This window comes from Liquorilactobacillus nagelii DSM 13675, from assembly GCF_019444005.1.
GTDB lineage: Bacteria > Bacillota > Bacilli > Lactobacillales > Lactobacillaceae > Liquorilactobacillus > Liquorilactobacillus nagelii.
This window is the reverse complement of sequence record NZ_CP049304.1, coordinates 2,356,257-2,373,581: the sequence shown is the minus strand read 5'-3', so window position 1 is coordinate 2,373,581 and position 17,325 is coordinate 2,356,257. Positions and strand designations below refer to the sequence as shown.

Genomic DNA, 17,325 nt, shown 5'->3' with positions numbered 1-17,325 from the left:
GCTTCAATCAAAGCGTGTTAAAAATCAAATAGACATTTAAAATAACCAAAACCAGTGTTGCCAGCCAAGCTAGAATATTCGTCAATTTTCGATTAGCAAACCTTCCCATAATTTTTGTACTGCTCGTAAAAATAACTAGTGGGATTGCTGCAAATGGCAAAGCAATACTTAAAAAGACCTGTGAAAAGGTTAGTAGTTTTTCTAACTCCACTTCATTTCCTTGATAGTAAATTGCAAAGATTAATACCGGAGTCACCGAAAACAAACGTGTCACCAAGCGCTGAATCCAAGGCGAAACCTTCAAGTGGATAAAGCCTTCCATTACAACTTGTCCAGCCAAAGTCCCTGTAATAGTTGAACTTTGACCCGAGGCTAGTAAAGCAACGGCAAACAAAATGCTTAATAAAGGACTAGCAATCCCCCCGATAATTTTTGAATTATCAAGTGAATAAAACAAATCAGCAAATTGTCCCGTTTTACTAGTTGTCCCATAAAATAAAGCAGCGCCAAGAATCAACAATAAACTATTAACAACAAAAGCGACTATTAATTGAATATTTGAATCCAACTTACTAAAACGTAAAGCTTTCGCTACCATTTGTGGATCATGCCGATCAACTGATCGTGTTTGTGAAATCGATGAGCCTAAGTACAAATCATGTGGCATGACAGTGGCCCCCACAATTCCTAAAGTTAAATAAAGCATTGAGTTATTAAGAACAATTTGTTTGCTTGGAACATAGCCCTTAAAAATTTCAGCCACATTTGGTCCAGCCAACAACACTTCATAGGAAAAAACACCTAAAATCGTAATGACCAAAGCAGCAATAATTGCTTCAATTTTACGAAAACCAAGTTTCAATAAGAATAGCAACAGTAAAACATCCGCTGTTGTAATTAAAATACCTGCAATTAATGGTATTTTAAATAGTAGCTTAAGCGCAATTCCGGAGCCGATTACTTCAGCAATATCGGTTGCCATAATTGCCAGTTCAGCGATAATCCAAAGAAAAAATCCCCCCCATTTAGAAGTATGTTCTCGTGTCAGTTGAGCTAAATCTTTTCCGGTTACAATTCCCAAGCGAGCACACATTTCTTGCAGCAACATCGCAATCAAACTTGAAATTAAGATCACCGATAGCAGACGATATTTGTACTGTGAACCACTAGAAATAGAAGTAATCCAGTTTCCTGGATCCATATATCCGACCGCAATCAAGATCCCAGGTCCTGTATACGCTAATAGTGTCTTGAAAAAACTAGCATTTCGTGGAACCCGAATTGTTCCATTTACTTCACTCAAACTTTTAGCAGTTGAAATCTTTTTAAATTTCATCCCTTTTGTTAATACTTTTTCTTGTTTCAAAATTCTCATCTCCAATTGCCTAAAAATAGTTTTGTTTATTAAATTTTATTTTTCCAAGCGACAAATAAATAGCATGGTATTGCTAACAACTGTGTTCCAATAGAAAAAACAATCATTAAAGTAGTCGAATGATCATACAAAATTCCTGAAATCCAGCTACCTAAGAACCAAGAAATTCCAAAAATCATGTCAAATATTCCGAAACCAAAAGCTCGATTTTCTGAAGGAACTATTGTCCCAATAACCGATTCCATCAATGACTCCTGAGCTCCCATCCCAATTCCCCAAAGTGTAATTCCAAGCATAATCAACCCCAAACTTCGGTTACCGAATACGAAATAGCTAAAACCCGCAGACAATAGTGCCGGGATAACAAGTGTCTTTAATCCTAACCAATCATACAGATAGCCAAAAATTAAGGTTGAAAAGGCGCCAATCAGCATTGAATAGGCATAGAGTAACGGCAAATCAGCAGTACTAACTAATCCTAGTTGAGCAATATGCATTGTGATTATTGGAAAATCAATAAAGCCCAGGGCAAACATCGAAATTCCAAATGCATAGACCAAAAGTGCTTTGTTTGGCTGATTCAAAGATTTAAATTGTGGTTTACTTGCAAACTTCTCTGGTTGCGGAAACTTTTTATAAGCTTTGCCTAAAACAATCAAAGTAATTATTGCTGGCAAAGCCAATGCTCCAAACAATAACCGATAATCATTGACTGACACTACCGGCTTGAATAACATAATTAAATATAGATAAACCGGTCCGATAAACGCGCCAACTGAATCGAGAAACTCCTCAATCGCAAAGGCCTTTCCTTCACCAACCTCCATCCCGGCAAAAGACAGCATTGTATTGTTGGCCGGCAAACGTAAAGCTCGTCCCATTCGCTCAGCTACGATGAAAAAACTAGCTAATAACCAACCATTTTTATTGACCAATACCAGTGCTGGAATCGCTGCCATATTAATTGAAAAACCAACCAATGCTATCAACCAATACTTTTTTGACCGATCAGTATATCTTCCTGACCAAAAACGTAAAGCATAGCCAACAAATTCGCCAAAGCCAGTAATAAAGCCAATTTTGGCAGCATTCATGCCTAATAATCCCAAATAAGATCCGTAAATACTCCTTGCTCCTTCATGAGTCATGTCCGCAAAAAAATTAACTAAACCCATAAATAATACAAAACCAATAATTATTTCGCGCTTTTTTCGCTGATGTTCCATTTAATCATCCCCCTTTTACCACATCGCCATCGTTGACACAAAAAAAGACGTCTGAAAAACAATCTTTTAACTTTTCAGAAAAAAGAGTTTTTCAGACGTCATTAATATTTGGCGAACGTCATCGCTTGTTAACCACTTCCAACTAAAGCCAGAAGTTTGTGAAAACTGTACCTAACAGCGCAACCACAACGCGATTGCCTGCAAGCAGGTCTTACATGCTAATTACCAAAGCCTTTAAAGTCGTAATGTTGCCCACGAATTAAATCTTTACAGCGAAGCTATACTGCTCCACAACCAGATCTTAGTTTTTGGTAAAGCTTGTCAAAGTAGCGTGTAAAAAATTTGGGGCATTCACTACCTAACTAAAATTAGGAAATTTTGCCTTAACTTTTATTAAATAATCTACTTTGTTGATTCTGCTCATGGGCAGTTTCATTGCCTCATGAGGAAATTAATTATCTCACTTCAAGAAAAAATGTCAACCAAATCAGCTTAATTTAAATTAACTCTGCTATTTTTTACTTACAAACTCATTCATTTAAATTTTTATTACTTTTGATCAAAGCTACTATTATTGACTCCCAAAACTTTCGGGTTTCACTCGAAACGTTATCTGAAAAAGAATAATCAATCTGCAAAAGGTGTTGTTGATCAAAATAATATACAAGTTCAATATCTGGCAAAATTAAATCGCCTGAGACACTTTGGATCACTCCAGCTTCTTTTTGTTTAATTTTTGTTTTTAACTCTTCAACTGTTCTTTGGCGATTCAACCTCTCTAAGATATCATTAAATACATATTCTTCTAGCATAACTTTCACCTCCAGCTTTATTTACTACTATTCGTATCCTACTCTCTTAGTTGTTAAAACAGTGTTAAGATTCGGCTGCTACTGTTAAGAAGCTGTTAAAAATTTGTCTTTCTCAAAAAATCGTCAGGAAAACTTTTTAATCACATCCATTTACGGTAAACTTAATTTTATAAATAGGTTTACAAAACTAGCGAATTTTCGTAAAATGATTCTAATTTATGCTATAAGGACTTGATAAAAACGGAATCTAAAAATCAATTTCCACTAAAAGATTTACTAACCAAATTCGGTTCACAACCAGTGATTAGCTCAGCCGGAAAAGATTATACTTACTGGCAATTATTCAAACTAGTTCAAAAGGCAACTAAACGTTTTGACAACAACTCAGAGAAAATCATCAAATTAACCGAAAATGATCCGCTTAAGTTTATTACGGATTTTTTAGCCATTGTCCAGACAGGAAATTATCCTCTGATAGGATCTTTTGTAACTGACCAATTCGATTTAAAAATTAAGGATTTAGCAACGGAACCTTTCTTCTTCGGACTGACTTCTGGCACGACCGGTCAACCTAAAGTTTATCGGCGCAATTGGCTCTCATGGAAGAAGGGCTTTGATTGCTGTCGCAAATTGTTTAACCTAGACGCTGTTCAAAGTATCGCCACCAGCAGTCCACTAACAACTTCTCTCGGTTTACATACATTAATGTTAGCTATTTACTTAGGAAAAAAGTTCTATTTAATTGATAACATTCACCAGTTAAACAGCTTAAGCGGAGATGCCTGTTTATTTTCAGTACCAACTTTTTTATTACAGAGCTCAAACAACCATAACATTCCGCCTAACAATTTAAGAACTATCTTCTTAGGTGGTGGAACTTTGACATCTCAAGGCATTAAAAAAATTAAACAGCAATTTCCCCAAGTGAAGTTATTTGAATTTTATGGTAGTTCTGAGACAAGCTTTATTAGTTGGCAAGATATAACTAATGGAAAATTTAAATCTTCCGCAGGTCAATTATTTCCAAATACTCAAGTTTCAATTGGCTTACAGCAAGAAATTATCGTTACCAGCCCTTACCTAATTTAGCGGTTATTTAGCTCAAACTCCTCCAAAAAATTGGGTTACAGATGATTTAGGCTTTTTGAAAAAAAATCACTTGTTTTTACTAGGAAGAAAAGCTGATTTGATTGATCATGGCGGAAATAAAGTTGACCCACTGGAAATTGAAACTGCCGCCAGTGATCTTTGCCAGAAGTGCTTTGCTTTTGGAGTAGAGTACCAAGTTTATGGGCAAAAAATTGCTCTTTTAATGATCAAGCCAATTACTAAAAAGCAGCTCCAAAAAAAATTAGCCCAGCGATTGGAAAAATTCAAATGTCCCAATATTTATTTAGTAACTAATGAAATTCCACTAACGAGCAATCTAAAAATTTCAAGATCTCAATTAGCTCAGGCTTATAGGAATGGTGAATACGATGAAATTTAACTCTCCAGTTGGCATTGTTGCCGCAACACGTTTACCAATTGGTAAAATTAATGGCGTTTATCAAGAAATTATGCCAGAACAGCTCTATCAAAACTTGATCATCCAACAATTTGCAGCGATTCCTCAAATTAAACAAGCTGAAATAAATCAAGTTATTTTGGGAAATGTCACTAATCAAGGGGGCAATTTAGCACGTCGCTGTGCCTTACAAGCTGGATTTGTAAGTACTATACCCGCACAAACGATTGATTGTCAATGCGGTTCCAGTCTAGCAGCTATCATTACTGCCGCTAATCTAATTAAAGTAAAAGATGCCAGCTTGATCTGTACTGGCGGTGTTGAGAGTACTTCAACAGCCAACATTGTACTTGATGCTAATTCAAAGCGACCCATTAAAAGATTTAGAATGACACCTGACGGCTTTAGTGATTTAGATATGGGAATAATTGCCGATTTAACTGCCAAGAAAAAGAAAATCTCTCGCTTAGCTCAGAATCAATACGCGCTAAGCAGTCATCGGAAGGCTATGCAAGCAATTATTTCTGGTAAATTACAACCAGAAATCATTCCTTATCAATCAACAACTAAAAATATTTGTTTAGATCAAACTGTCCGTTTTGATACTTCACTTGAAAAACTAGCAAAATTAAAACCAGCGTTTTCAGCCAATGGAACGGCCACAGCTGGTAATAGCTGTCCAATTAACGATGGAGCTGCATCAGTGATTCTTGCTCAGCCAACTTTACCGCTTGAATTTCAAGGGCTTTATCTCGGCCAAATTACTGTAGCCCTTGATCCAGAAGCATTTTTATTCGGCCCGATTAAGGCAACTGAAAAGCTTTTAAAAAAATTCTCACTTCAAGTATCAGAAATAACTGCAATTGAATTGAACGAAGCTTTTGCGGTTCAAGCGCTTCTTTTTAAAAACCATTTTAATTTAACTGACGCCAAACTAAACGCTTTTGGAGGTGCATTAGCCTTTGGTCACCCTTACGGTGCAACTGGGGAAATCTTAATTGCCAGATTATTAAATCGCCTGAACTTAATTAATCGCCCCTGCTTAGGAATTGCTACTTTATGTGTCGCCGGTGGAATGGGAATTAGTCTTTTAATTGGAAATAAGTGGTGGAAAAATGCAATTAATTTTATTAGCGGAGGAATCATGGAATGAATTTTTTTAAAAAGTTTAGCCACCAAGAAGTAACTTCTTTTTTACGACTAACCCAAGATGAAAATCCACTTCATCAGCAAAAATTGATCGTGATTCCTGGAAATTTATTATTGCTCACTCTCGAAAGCAAATATCAACAATATTTCAAAAAAATCCCCACCAACGCCACCATCAAATTTTGTCATCCGGCCTATCTTAATGACTATCTATTATTTGAAACCTCAATCAACTTTTTCCAAATCAAAAATATTCAGCAATCAGTAATTGCTAAAGGAAGTTGGGCAAAATGAACAAGCAAACAATTTTAATTACCGGAGCAACCCGAGGTATTGGTTGAGCATTAGCACAACAAGCTGCAAAACAAAATTATAAGCTAATTTTAGCCGGCCGTGATTCAACTAAACTACAGACTAGAAGAAACGAACTTTTGAATTACTTTCCTACGGCTACTGTTCAAATTGCCGTTTTTGATGTTTGCGATCGTTTGGCTGTTAGACAGGCTGCGCTAACTAGCGGGAAAATTGATTTTTTAATTAATAATGCAGGAAACATTGCCGATAATTGGTGGATTAAATTGTCAACCCAAAATTGGGATCAAGTCATAACTACTAACCTCACTGGGACGTTTAACGTTACCCATTATTTTACTAATCAAATAAATCCTAGTGGTCAAATTGTGATGTTAACTTCAAAATCGGCTTTATTTGGTAATCCGGGTCAGGCCAATTATTCGGCTGCAAAAGCTGGAATTATCGGTTTGACCAAAACACTTGCTTTAGAGTTAAAGCGTTTTGATTTAAGGGTCAACTGTGTGGCCCCAGCAGCTAAAACGAATATGACTTTACCGGCTATTGAAAAAATAAAAAAGCATTTTACTGGAAAGTTGCCTGCTGAATGGGAACTCGGTTCAAGTAAACAAGTCGCCGAATTTATAATTAATCGTTTATTAAAAACAAAAAAAACTGGCATGATTTATTCTGTTAATGGGGATAAACTAGGGTATTGGGAAGAACCAATTTTTCATGAATTAATTTAAAGGGGATGTAACTAATGGAATGGTATCAAGCGCTTGGCTTAAAATATCCGTTATTTCAAGGTGGTATGGCTTGGGCAAGTAATCCGGAACTAGTCGCCGCGGTATCAAATGCTGGTGCTTTAGGAATTATTGGTAGTGGTGGTCGATCAGCTCAACAACTTCAAGACATGATTCAAAAAACTCGTCAACTAACGCAGCAACCATTTGGCGTTAATTTGATGTTATTGGAACCGAATATTCAAGAGTTAGTCAAAATCGTTTGTCAAGAAAAGATTGCTATTGTTACAACCGGTGCTGGTAACCCAGCTAAATATCTCTCACAATTAAATCTGGCTGGAATTAAGGTTTTTCCAGTAATTCCTAATATAAAAATTGCACAAAAGATGCTACAGCTTCCAATCAATGGATTAATTGCTGAGGGAATTGAAGCTGGCGGTCATGTTGGAACTGAAACAACCTTTACTTTAATCCCTCAAGTTACTGCTATTAGCGATCTACCTGTTTTGGCTGCCGGAGGAATATATGATTACCCTGACTTCCAAGCCGTGAAAATTCTCGGTGCAGCTGGTGTCCAGGCTGGAACAGCTTTTTTAGCCGCAGAGGAATGCCAAATAGCTTCCGAATATCGGAATTTGTTGTGTCAAAGTAGTAACCCTGGCACGATGTTGGCGAAAACCTCCAGTGGTTATTGGGCACGCGTTCTCAAACATCCCGGTCAATCCTCGACCAATGCCTCATTAAAAGCAGCCGTTCAGGATGGTGATTTAAAAAATGGTGCTTTTATGGCTGGTCAAGTAGCTGATCGAATTACCCACATCGAACCCGCCGAAAAGATCATTCAGCGAATAATAAATAAATAAAGGCTGTTCACTAAAGTTAGCTGCTCAAGTTAATTTTAGTGACAGTCTTTTTGATATCAAAATTTTAGTCGGACTTATTTCAACATTGGATGCCGTCGATGAAAGTCTGTATTTCGTTCAAAAACATATCCAGCTCGATAAATTGTCTGTTCATCAAACCACTTGCCAATTAATTGTAAACCAATTGGTAACCCCTGGCTAAAACCAGCAGGAAACGTCATCCCAGGAAGCCCTGCCATATTAACCGGAATCGTTAAAATATCACTTAGATACATTTTTAAAGGATCGGTAACATTTTGACCAATTTTATAGGCCGTCGTTGGCGCTACTGGTCCTAAAATCAAATCAACTTGTTCAAAAGCCTTTCGAAAATCTCTAATAATTAATGTCCTAACTTGGGCTGCTTTCTTGTAATAAGCATCATAATATCCAGCTGATAAAGAAAACGTCCCCAACATAATCCGCCGCTTTACTTCATCACCAAAGCCTTCTGCCCTTGATTTAACATACAGTTCATCCAAATTTTTAGTATTTTCGGCATGGTAGCCATAACGCACTCCATCAAAGCGTTGCAGATTAGAAGATGCTTCCGATGAAGAAATAATATAATAGGCAGCCACGCAGTATTTATTGTGTGGTAAAGAAATTTCCCGCACTTTAGCACCTAATTCTTCAAACCTCTTTGCTGTCTCGTTAACCGTCTGCTTAATACAGTCATCGATCCCCGGTCCAATAAACTCTTTTGGAATTCCAATTTTTAAACCATGAATGTCAGCCAAAGATGTTAACTCCTTAGTAAAATCTGGAACATTTCGGTTGACAGATGTCGCATCACGTTGATCTTTTCCCGCAATTACTGATAAAATCACTGCGTTATCTTTGACCGTTTTTGACAAAACCCCAATCTCATCTAAGCTTGAACTGAATGCAATTAAGCCCCAACGTGAAACTCGACCATAAGTCGGCTTCATACCGACAATACCATTGAAAGCAGCTGGCTGGCGAATAGATCCGCCAGTATCAGAACCTAAAGCAACGGGAATCTGGCCTGAAGCAATTGCTGCTGCTGAGCCACCCGATGAACCGCCAGGAACATAAGCTAGATTCCAAGGATTTCTAGTTGTTTGAAAAGCCGAATTTTCAGTAGAACCGCCCATCGCAAACTCATCCAAATTTGTTTTGCCAATATTAATCATTTGTTCAGCAGCCAATCTTTCAACCACGGTTGCATCATAAATTGGCACAAAATTGGCTAGCATTTTCGAAGCCGCTGTTGTCTTTAATGACTTAGTCACAATATTATCTTTAATCGCAATTGGAATTCCTGCCAATAAGTTTTGTAAAACTGCTCCTGATTGATCAACCTTTTGAGCTTGAAACATTGCCTTTTGTTTATTTAGCGTTAAAAAGGCATGAATTTTTTTGTCAGTAAGTTCAATATTTTGATAAGTTGCCTTAATTAATTCTTGAACACTATATTTTCTGTCCACTAAATCAGCGTGAATCTGAGTTAAGTCTTGATTAAAGTAATTCATAAAATGCCTCATTTCAAAAATAATTTTGCTTTTTACAGTTAACTAAGACAAGTTTGAGCATATTCCTGCAGATTAAGATATCTAAAGGGTTGTCGATGCGCCGGTAGTTTTTTCCCCCACCTTGCTAATCCGGTAATCAAATTAGCTACAGCTGCTTCAAAAGAAATAACTTCCAGCTCATCATAATAATTACGCTTAACTTCCAAAAGCTTCTGGTATGCACCATGATAAGTTTCATTACGTTGTTCAGCTAAGTCTAAATCATCAAGTAGATATTCGATTTTTAGTTTGCAATCTAATTCTTTCATTCTGGAGGAGCTCCTTTCTATCAAATAGAAGAAACTGAAATAATTATTCCAGTTTTGCTTGCCAAATATTTAATTGTGGTTGTGTAGTAAATTTTTTAGCCAAAACAAATAATCCTGACTGGGCCATCAACTGGAACAATAAAACTGTTGATTGCGTATTTTTAGTTGCTGATATTCCCAATTTCAGATAAACATCAAATATATCTTTGCCTTGTTGATCCTCTAGCCACACAACTTTTTTTGAACCTTGCTTTAAACAAGCTACTAAATCTTGTCCAGCAATCATTTCAAATTCCTGCCCATATTGGGGATAACAAATTTTGACTCCTTTACCCAAAGCTTTTTTTTAATTTATAACTCCAACTAACCAACCAATTTGAACTTCAAGTTCCTTAAAAAAAACTACTAGGTCTCTAAATAGTTGATCAATCATGGTTGTTACGGTTAAGTTCTTGCTGGTTGAGCCTTCAGCCAGCAAAGGAGAAACAATTACCCATAACTTCTCTACAGTAGCTTGATTGTCAACAACTTTTTCAGTTACAGCTAAATGATAAAGATGTTGTAAAATTCTTCTACAATAAAAATAATTATCTTCCGATAGAAGATTGTTAAATTGTGAAAAGAAATTCAAAAAAGACGCACCATAACTTCTTGTTTCAAAGTCTGAACCAAAGTATTCCCAAGATTTTATCAGATAAATCTCTTTGACTAAATTCTTAATTACCTTAATTTTTGCTGCTAAAGATACTGAGTGCTTATCTTTTAGAGCTTTTTCAACAGTTAAACGATTTTTAGGTACCAATTGATAGATTCGTTTAACCAACTTTTCATCCACAAAAGCATCTTGAATCGTTTCTTGCAAATATAGCAGATCTTCTCGAGAACAAATCAGCCAAAAAAACATTTTTTGGCTGATTCTTGAAATAAAGTCATCTCCTGAACCCATAACATCACAAATTTCTGGCAAATTTAAACGATTTGCCAATCTGGTTTGCTCAGGAGTTAATCTTAATTCCATTAAATTGGCGTATTCTTGCGTTTTATTCAATAATTTAACTTTAATGTTATCCACCTTCCTAAAAAAAATGACGTCTAGTTCTGTAACAGAACTAGACGTCATCAGCTAATTAAAGCATTCAAATTTAGTTTGCGAACGTCATCGCAATATCAAGCTAGGTCAACGACTAAAGTCAAAAGCTGGTGAGAACTGCATCTAACAGTGCATCGACCACAATTTACTTAGATTTTCAAATAGAGATCTTACATGCTAATTACCAAAAGCTTTAGCATCCACCAATCAACGTCATAATTACTCATAGCTAGTACGTGATTTCACGGCAGACTCTTACTTTTTAGCGACGATTCCATGTTGTTTCTGATAATTTTGACATTCATCCACCTAATTAAAATTAGGAGACTCTATTTTAATTTTTATTAAACCCCATTTAAGCATAAATTACAAGTTTGTCGTCTAAATTTATACCATTACTTGCTTAAATAAGCTTCTTTATAACTATAATGTCCATTAACACTATCATATACAATATTTTTCAAGTGCGAATTTACTAAGTCAACCGTATTCATCTCGTATAATGGGGTAATTGGCTGTTCTTGATTCAGCACTTTACCGGCTTTAACTAAATCCGACCAGCGCTGATTAACATTGCCCGCATCTTTTTGATTAGCATTATTAATCAAACTATCATACTTAGCATTTGACCAACCAAGATGATTTTGTGTGCTATCAGAAGTGAACATCTGTAAGAAAGTAATCGGATCAGCAAAGTCAGCCGTCCAACCAATTAAATCTAAATCAAAATCCCCGCTAGCCCGCCGTGCAAGCTTGACGTTGACTGGCATCGTCTTGACCTGAACCGTCAAACCTTTAAGATGTGTTTCCAACTGACTCTGAATAAATTCAGCAGTCTTTTTAGTGCTATCATCGGGTCCAATCATCAAGGTGACCGTCAGTTCCTTTTTGTTCAGCTGCTGTAAGCCTTTTTTAAACAGCTTTTTAGCTAACTCTAAATTATAACTAGTGGTATTTTTGACTTTTACTTCTTTAATATAATCTGTTCCGGTCTGTGGATTCTTGACAAAGTTGCTTGGTACAATGCTATTAGCTGATTTTGCATCATTTTGCAAAACATTGTTAATTAATTCTTTCCGGTTTAATGCAAGTGAAATTGCCAAACGCACATCTTTATTGGCTACTGGACTATTTTTACGAACATTGTATTCTAAATATTCTGTTCCAGCTAAATTTCGTTTAACCACATCTTTATTATTTGCAAGTTGCTTAATCTGATCACCAGTTAGAGTCATTAAATCTAATTTGTTTGTTTTGTACAGATTGTACGCTGTTGCTGGATCTTTAACTACTTGATATTTGATCGAACTTAATTTGACTTTCTTGCGATCCCAATACTTTGAATTTTTCTTTAACTGCCAGGTATCATTGGTTCCATTCCAACCAGTTAATACAAATGGTCCGTTATAAACCGTCTTAGCAGAGCTTGTGCCGTATTTACTGCCGTATTTTTTAGCGACTCGTTGGTCGATTGGATATAACGTTTCTCGAGCTAAAATCTTAGTAAAATAAGATTGTGGTCGATTTAACCAAATTTTCAACTGATACTTACCGGTTGCCTTAACTCCTAAAGTTGTCGGGGCCTTTTTTCCCGCAATAATTTGATCAGCGTTTTTAATGTTAGTAAAAAGGTAGGTATATTGACTAGCTGTTTTGGGATTAACGGCATGTTGCCATGAGTATACAAAATCTTTGGCTGTTACTAGATCACCATTACTCCATTTAGTATTTTTGCGAATGTTAATTGTATAAATTCTTTTATTTTTCGAAACTTTTGTCTTGATGGCTAAAGCCTTCAAGGCATTACCATTTTTATCATATTGATATAAACCCTCGCCCACGTTATCAATTTGATTAAATGATGTACGATCAGTAATTTTAGCAACATCCAGTGAAGTAATTGTATAACTGGCTGCTAAATTAATTGTCTGTTTGGTTGCTTTGGTTGTACTTTTCTGTTTATTTTTAGTACTGCTTTGCCAACCAACAACTCCAATGATCACGATAATGGCTGCAATCAGTCCACCCCAAAATATTTTGCGCCTTTTTTGATTCATTGTTGCAAATCTCCTTCATAAATAATTTTATTTTTAAGTTTCAAAATTATTTATCACTATTTTCCACCAACCTGATCCATGCCATAACGCCAGCCAGCGGCGAATTTTTTGTTGTCTCAAACAACACATAGCTAGTCACTTCTTTCCCCAAAATAAAAAGCCCCTGACTAATCTTAACTAGTCACGAGGCGATGTTTTCGCGTTACCACTCGTTTTTTAATAATCAAGTCTCCCTGATTATCCTCAAAAGGTCATTCAAAACCTGTATGCTATAACAGGCACACCTGTCTGTCGCTTATTCATCGAACTCACTACAGAAAATTATGGTAAGACCATCTTCACTGGTTCGTTACTATCCCATCTCAGCTTACTGGGATTCTCTGAAAGAAACATTAACCAGTTACTCATCTTTGACAAATTTAGCTTTATTATAGCAATCTAGTTTACAAATGTCAACACAAACTATTTCCAAATTTGGTTGGCAACATCAATTACTAATTCAATCTTGTCCCACTGTTGTTTTTCTGTCAGTTTATTACCTTCTTCAGTTGAAGCAAAACCACACTGGGTACTAAGAGCTAAATGTTCCAGTGGTACAAATTGACTGGCTTCTTCAACCCGTTTAATTAATGTCTGGGAATCTTCAAGCTCAGGGTGTTTGCTAGTGACCAGACCCAAAACCACATCTTTGCCAGCTGCAACTTTTGCTAGTGGAGCAAAATCACCTGAGCGGCTGTCATCATATTCCAAATAAAATGATTTGACATTCTCGCGAGCAAATAGATAATCAGCAATTGGAGCATATCCACCAGCTGCTGCCCAAGTAGAATGATAATTACCGCGACAGACATGAGTTGTAACTTGTAAGTCTTCTGGCAAGTCAACCAATGCAGCATTGTTTACCTTAAGATAGGCTTCAGCTAATTCATCTCGGCTAAAACCTTCCTGAATACGATTTTTCCAATAATTGTCATCAACAATCATTCCCCAAGTACAGTCATCAAATTTCACATCCCGACAACCAGCATCATATAATGCCAGCAACAGATCATGATATGCTTGACCAATATCAGCAACTAAATCTGCTTCATTCGAATAATATTTTGCAATTGCTTGCCGATTTTTCTCGCCTCGAATTAATTCAGCATACAACTGTGCTGGTGCCGGAATGCTTTGGCGATCTGAAATTTCTGGGTCATTTACAGTCAATGTATGCAAGAATTTGTAGGCTGCTAAATCTGGATGATCTGAACTAAATGCCACTTTCCCACTGACTTGAGCAGACTCTGCTCGTGTTTCTTCATCATGGAAAGTATAGCCCTGTTGTCTTTCAATCTTCTTCACACCTGAAAATCCCCAAAAAGTATCCAAATGCCACCAGCTGCGACGAAATTCTCCATCGGTTACCACTTTCAATCCGTGAGCCTTTTCTTTTGCAACTAAATCTTCAATCGCTTGATCTTCTGCTTGATGCAAATCAGCCACAGAAATTTCTCCTGCTTTAAATTTTTCACGTGCCGCTTTTAATTCTGCTGGTCGTAAAAAACTACCAACAATATCATAATGTAATTTGGTTGCTGTTGTATTAGTCATCTAAATTTCCACCTTTCAAAATTTTACCGTTAAATGTATTTCCGTTGCCCTATCTAATTTCCAAGCTTCAAATTTTACCAAAAGAAAAAGCCCCTCATCAATCCAGTATAAACCGAATCAACAAGGGGCGAACGAAACGCGGTACCACCCTTTTTCGTGTCTAATGACACCTCAACGATACTTTAATTATATCTGGGAAGTTAACGGTTCCTACCGAATACTTGGCTTGCACCAAGTATTTCTATTTCAAAGCTCATCTTCACCAGTTTGTTAGTTCCTGCTCTCAGCTTCCACAGGTTCTCTGTAAAACAACGCACCAGCTACTCTTCTTCTCAAAAGATCCAATTAATTAAAATTAGATAACAACGTTGTTTGTATTCTAATCTTATGCTATTTAATTGTCAAGCCTAAAAATTAAATTGAATTTTGCCGGCGACGACAGTAGAGCAAGTAAAGTGCATATCCAATAATTCCAAAGAGAACCGGTCCAACTAGCTCTAAAAATAAGTCCATATAATTTTGCGCAACCACAGCTGAATACATAGTTGAACCAACACCTAACAGTAATAAACAATCAACTAAAATAACTACTGCCCAACTACTACTTTTTCGATGAAATAACTCGAATGGCTTAGACAACTGCTGGTTAGCTTTAAAGAAAGGAAAAGCTGTCACCAAAAAAAGATAGGGCAAAGTTGAAGAAAGGTTGTCCATCAAAGTCAAAATATTATAAAAAGCTGTTGCTGATTTATTGCCAAAAGAAGTTAATCCAATCAAACAAGCTACGATCAATGCTTGCCACCACATAGCATTAGCCGGCATATTATAGCGATTTAGTTTTGGCAAAGCTTTCGGCCATAATTTTTTGGGCGTGCCCAAAATGAATGATTTGATTGGCATATAAACTATTACAAAAAAAGAGCCTAGATAACTCAAAAGCATGGCTAACGAACCAAAACGTGCAAAGAAAAAGCTAAGACTTTGAGTAGCTTTAGGTGTTAAATTAAACTGATGACCCAATTGATAGCCTAAATTACTCATTAAAACGTAAGTAGTATTTCCAAGATTTACCCCAGAACGATGAAAGACTTCTTGCCAATTAGCAGAAGCTCCCCAAAGAAATATTATCACTGCATATGCAGAACTAATTAACAAAGCACCTAAACCTAAAGCAAGTGGAAAATTCTTTTTGGCATTTTTCATTTGATCAGATACACCACCAATTGCTTCAATCCCAGCATATGCATAAACCGCAAAGATTAAAAAAGAAATCATCTGACTGGTCGACTGATAACCGACTCGCGGTGATTTAATGAATGTTTGTGGTAATTTAACTGGTTCGGCTAAATGAAATCCATTTTTGGCAAGCAATACTAGACTGGCTAAACAAAAGAAGACAGTTAAAACGGCCGCGGCAATTCCTCCAATTGCTGCTAAATGAGCCACTTTTTTTAGTCCTCGGGTGGCAATGGCTGTCACTAACACAAAAAATAAAATACTAATAATACCAATAAATTGTGTGGACGTTAGATTACCCAGCCGCCAACTGCCTGTTTGGTCAGAACCACTAATAGTAGTTGATAACATAATCCAAATTTTAGAAACGGTCGAGACAATTAATATGACCCACGATGCTATCCAAATAAAACCGCCAATAAAAGCCCACTTCAGGCCTAATGAATTTTCCAGCCAAGCAAAAACTCCTCCCGGCTGTTCATGCAAGGCTGCTCCAAACTCAGCAAACATAAGTGTTGAGGGTACAAAAAACAATAATGCTGCTAAGATATACCAAATAATTCCAGCATATCCCATCGTATAATATGCAATTGAGGTATTATCAAAAGCGAATGTTGAGGTAAAAATCATCAACAGGACACTTAGCAGCGTCAACTGTTTTTTCTTACTAATCGGCATCTTTTCTCTCCTAATATTTTCATGCTTATTTAACCATAATTTAATTATAGTTTCTAACTTACCATGATTAGCCAAGATGTCAATAAAAATCCGCTGAATTTAATTAGGCCAATCAAATTCAACGGAATAATTTTAATTTAAAAATTAATTCTAAGCATGCGCATGAGCTATTTTTGCTCCTGCAGCTGCAGCAACCGCGGCAATGATATCATCCAAGAAAGTATTCACATTTCCCTCACTAGGATGATCAAGTTGCTTCAATATCCCATGTTTTTCCTTATCTAGATATCCAAAATTTGTCGTTGCAATTTTGCCATAAATTCCAGAAATCCCGCCTTCTGCCAACAATTCATCAACGCCGAAAACCCCACTATCATTTTCAACAATACTTTGCAGTGGTTCTGGTAATTGGTGCTGACTTGCAAATTGATCTAAAACAATCCCCACCATTGCGTTATTTAAAACCTCACGTTTGTGTAAAACATCGATAACTGCATCACTTACTTCCTGCATCTCAAGACCGGGCACATATTGTCGTTGGATATTATAAGTAATTGAAGCAATGTCCTCTGCTTCCACCCCTTTAGATTTAAAATAATCAGTAACAAATTTATATGAAGCTTTATCAGGATATTTAAATTTTGGATCGTTCATTATAAAGACTCCTTTCGATTATAATTACATTTCTTATTCTAGAGTAAAATCACTTTTTCTTCAAAAATCATCGTTTTTAAATTTCAATCAAAAATTAAATTTTAATTAAATATCTGGTTTTTAGTTCAAAATTTCACATTATTATTTTTTAAAACCCTTGTGATAATTAAAACAATTTTTTGAAATTATAATAAATTATTGAAAT

The 17,325-nt window shown here is 36.2% G+C and carries 16 protein-coding genes and 1 pseudogene; 6 read left to right on the top strand and 11 right to left on the bottom strand.

Going from position 1 to position 17,325, the window contains the following annotated elements:
* Nucleotides 1–7: 7 nt before the first annotated feature.
* From G6O73_RS11805 to G6O73_RS11795, 3 genes are all read right to left on the bottom strand, one after another.
* Nucleotides 8–1,336: an Nramp family divalent metal transporter gene (locus G6O73_RS11805; protein ID WP_057885374.1), complete on the bottom strand. Its 1,329-nt coding sequence runs from the start codon at nucleotides 1,334–1,336 to the stop codon at nucleotides 8–10.
* A 68-nt stretch (nucleotides 1,337–1,404) separates the two neighbouring features.
* Nucleotides 1,405–2,601: an MFS transporter gene (locus G6O73_RS11800; RefSeq protein ID WP_057885287.1), complete on the bottom strand. Its 1,197-nt coding sequence runs from the start codon at nucleotides 2,599–2,601 to the stop codon at nucleotides 1,405–1,407.
* 530 nt (nucleotides 2,602–3,131) lie between these two features.
* Nucleotides 3,132–3,413, bottom strand: coding sequence for a hypothetical protein (locus G6O73_RS11795; protein WP_057885286.1), 282 nt, complete (start codon nucleotides 3,411–3,413; stop codon nucleotides 3,132–3,134).
* Nucleotides 3,414–3,644: 231 nt separating this feature from the next.
* On the opposite strand from G6O73_RS11795, the gene G6O73_RS11790 reads away from it, so the two are divergent.
* The 6 genes and pseudogenes from G6O73_RS11790 to G6O73_RS11765 all read left to right on the top strand — a co-directional run bounded on the left by G6O73_RS11790 (nucleotide 3,645) and on the right by G6O73_RS11765 (nucleotide 7,969).
* Nucleotides 3,645–4,502: an AMP-binding protein gene (locus tag G6O73_RS11790; RefSeq protein ID WP_057885285.1), complete on the top strand. Its 858-nt coding sequence runs from the start codon at nucleotides 3,645–3,647 to the stop codon at nucleotides 4,500–4,502.
* A gap of 70 nt (nucleotides 4,503–4,572) precedes the next feature.
* Nucleotides 4,573–4,902: an AMP-binding enzyme gene (locus G6O73_RS11785; RefSeq protein ID WP_219935184.1), complete on the top strand. Its 330-nt coding sequence runs from the start codon at nucleotides 4,573–4,575 to the stop codon at nucleotides 4,900–4,902.
* Entirely contained in the window at nucleotides 4,892–6,073 is a 1,182-nt protein-coding gene (locus G6O73_RS11780; RefSeq protein WP_057885283.1) for an acetyl-CoA C-acyltransferase, read from the top strand. The genes G6O73_RS11785 and G6O73_RS11780 overlap by 11 nt, the downstream gene beginning before the upstream one ends.
* Nucleotides 6,070–6,363: a hypothetical protein gene (locus tag G6O73_RS11775; protein WP_057885282.1), complete on the top strand. Its 294-nt coding sequence runs from the start codon at nucleotides 6,070–6,072 to the stop codon at nucleotides 6,361–6,363. Before G6O73_RS11780 ends, G6O73_RS11775 begins: the two co-directional genes overlap by 4 nt.
* 59 nt (nucleotides 6,364–6,422) lie before the next feature.
* Nucleotides 6,423–7,109, top strand: a pseudogene (locus tag G6O73_RS11770) (SDR family NAD(P)-dependent oxidoreductase); the annotation flags it as partial.
* 14 nt (nucleotides 7,110–7,123) lie between these two features.
* Nucleotides 7,124–7,969, top strand: a complete 846-nt coding sequence (locus tag G6O73_RS11765; protein WP_057885281.1) for an NAD(P)H-dependent flavin oxidoreductase — start codon at nucleotides 7,124–7,126, stop codon at nucleotides 7,967–7,969.
* A 74-nt stretch (nucleotides 7,970–8,043) separates the two neighbouring features.
* On the opposite strand, the gene gatA is transcribed toward G6O73_RS11765, so the two are convergent.
* The 8 genes from gatA to G6O73_RS11725 all read right to left on the bottom strand — a co-directional run bounded on the left by gatA (nucleotide 8,044) and on the right by G6O73_RS11725 (nucleotide 17,120).
* A complete protein-coding gene (gene gatA / locus G6O73_RS11760) occupies nucleotides 8,044–9,504 on the bottom strand; it encodes an Asp-tRNA(Asn)/Glu-tRNA(Gln) amidotransferase subunit GatA (protein ID WP_057885280.1) in 1,461 nt (486 codons plus the stop codon).
* A 38-nt stretch (nucleotides 9,505–9,542) separates the two neighbouring features.
* Nucleotides 9,543–9,812 (bottom strand): hypothetical protein, encoded by a 270-nt coding sequence (locus tag G6O73_RS11755; protein ID WP_057885279.1) that lies wholly within the window; start codon nucleotides 9,810–9,812, stop codon nucleotides 9,543–9,545.
* Nucleotides 9,813–9,855: 43 nt separating this feature from the next.
* On the bottom strand, nucleotides 9,856–10,098 hold the full coding sequence (locus tag G6O73_RS11750; protein ID WP_157056654.1) for a hypothetical protein: 243 nt from the start codon (nucleotides 10,096–10,098) through the stop codon (nucleotides 9,856–9,858).
* Between the two features lie 60 nt (nucleotides 10,099–10,158).
* Nucleotides 10,159–10,884: a hypothetical protein gene (locus tag G6O73_RS11745; RefSeq protein WP_057885277.1), complete on the bottom strand. Its 726-nt coding sequence runs from the start codon at nucleotides 10,882–10,884 to the stop codon at nucleotides 10,159–10,161.
* A 413-nt stretch (nucleotides 10,885–11,297) separates the two neighbouring features.
* The gene (locus G6O73_RS11740) at nucleotides 11,298–12,959 is read right to left on the bottom strand and encodes a peptide ABC transporter substrate-binding protein (RefSeq protein WP_057885276.1); all 1,662 of its coding nucleotides are present in this window, start codon (nucleotides 12,957–12,959) and stop codon (nucleotides 11,298–11,300) included.
* Nucleotides 12,960–13,421: 462 nt separating this feature from the next.
* Nucleotides 13,422–14,552, bottom strand: a complete 1,131-nt coding sequence (locus tag G6O73_RS11735) for a 5-methyltetrahydropteroyltriglutamate--homocysteine S-methyltransferase (protein ID WP_057885275.1) — start codon at nucleotides 14,550–14,552, stop codon at nucleotides 13,422–13,424.
* A gap of 414 nt (nucleotides 14,553–14,966) precedes the next feature.
* Nucleotides 14,967–16,466: a glutamate/gamma-aminobutyrate family transporter YjeM gene (yjeM, locus tag G6O73_RS11730; protein ID WP_235805057.1), complete on the bottom strand. Its 1,500-nt coding sequence runs from the start codon at nucleotides 16,464–16,466 to the stop codon at nucleotides 14,967–14,969.
* A 150-nt stretch (nucleotides 16,467–16,616) separates the two neighbouring features.
* Nucleotides 16,617–17,120: a phosphatidylglycerophosphatase A family protein gene (locus G6O73_RS11725; RefSeq protein WP_057885274.1), complete on the bottom strand. Its 504-nt coding sequence runs from the start codon at nucleotides 17,118–17,120 to the stop codon at nucleotides 16,617–16,619.
* Between the last annotated feature and the right edge of the window lie 205 nt (nucleotides 17,121–17,325).

What these genes read in the sequence shown, in the direction of transcription:
- G6O73_RS11805 (WP_057885374.1), bottom strand. Translation starts at nt 1,336, where the DNA reads ATGAAATTTAAAAAGATTTCAACTGCTAAAAGTTTGAGTGAAGTAAAT.
- G6O73_RS11800 (WP_057885287.1), bottom strand. Translation starts at nt 2,601, where the DNA reads ATGGAACATCAGCGAAAAAAGCGCGAAATAATTATTGGTTTTGTATTA.
- G6O73_RS11795 (WP_057885286.1), bottom strand. Translation starts at nt 3,413, where the DNA reads ATGCTAGAAGAATATGTATTTAATGATATCTTAGAGAGGTTGAATCGC.
- G6O73_RS11780 (WP_057885283.1), top strand. Translation starts at nt 4,892, where the DNA reads ATGAAATTTAACTCTCCAGTTGGCATTGTTGCCGCAACACGTTTACCA.
- G6O73_RS11775 (WP_057885282.1), top strand. Translation starts at nt 6,070, where the DNA reads ATGAATTTTTTTAAAAAGTTTAGCCACCAAGAAGTAACTTCTTTTTTA.
- G6O73_RS11765 (WP_057885281.1), top strand. Translation starts at nt 7,124, where the DNA reads ATGGAATGGTATCAAGCGCTTGGCTTAAAATATCCGTTATTTCAAGGT.
- gatA (WP_057885280.1), bottom strand. Translation starts at nt 9,504, where the DNA reads ATGAATTACTTTAATCAAGACTTAACTCAGATTCACGCTGATTTAGTG.
- G6O73_RS11755 (WP_057885279.1), bottom strand. Translation starts at nt 9,812, where the DNA reads ATGAAAGAATTAGATTGCAAACTAAAAATCGAATATCTACTTGATGAT.
- G6O73_RS11750 (WP_157056654.1), bottom strand. Translation starts at nt 10,098, where the DNA reads ATGATTGCTGGACAAGATTTAGTAGCTTGTTTAAAGCAAGGTTCAAAA.
- G6O73_RS11740 (WP_057885276.1), bottom strand. Translation starts at nt 12,959, where the DNA reads ATGAATCAAAAAAGGCGCAAAATATTTTGGGGTGGACTGATTGCAGCC.
- G6O73_RS11735 (WP_057885275.1), bottom strand. Translation starts at nt 14,552, where the DNA reads ATGACTAATACAACAGCAACCAAATTACATTATGATATTGTTGGTAGT.
- yjeM (WP_235805057.1), bottom strand. Translation starts at nt 16,466, where the DNA reads ATGCCGATTAGTAAGAAAAAACAGTTGACGCTGCTAAGTGTCCTGTTG.
- G6O73_RS11725 (WP_057885274.1), bottom strand. Translation starts at nt 17,120, where the DNA reads ATGAACGATCCAAAATTTAAATATCCTGATAAAGCTTCATATAAATTT.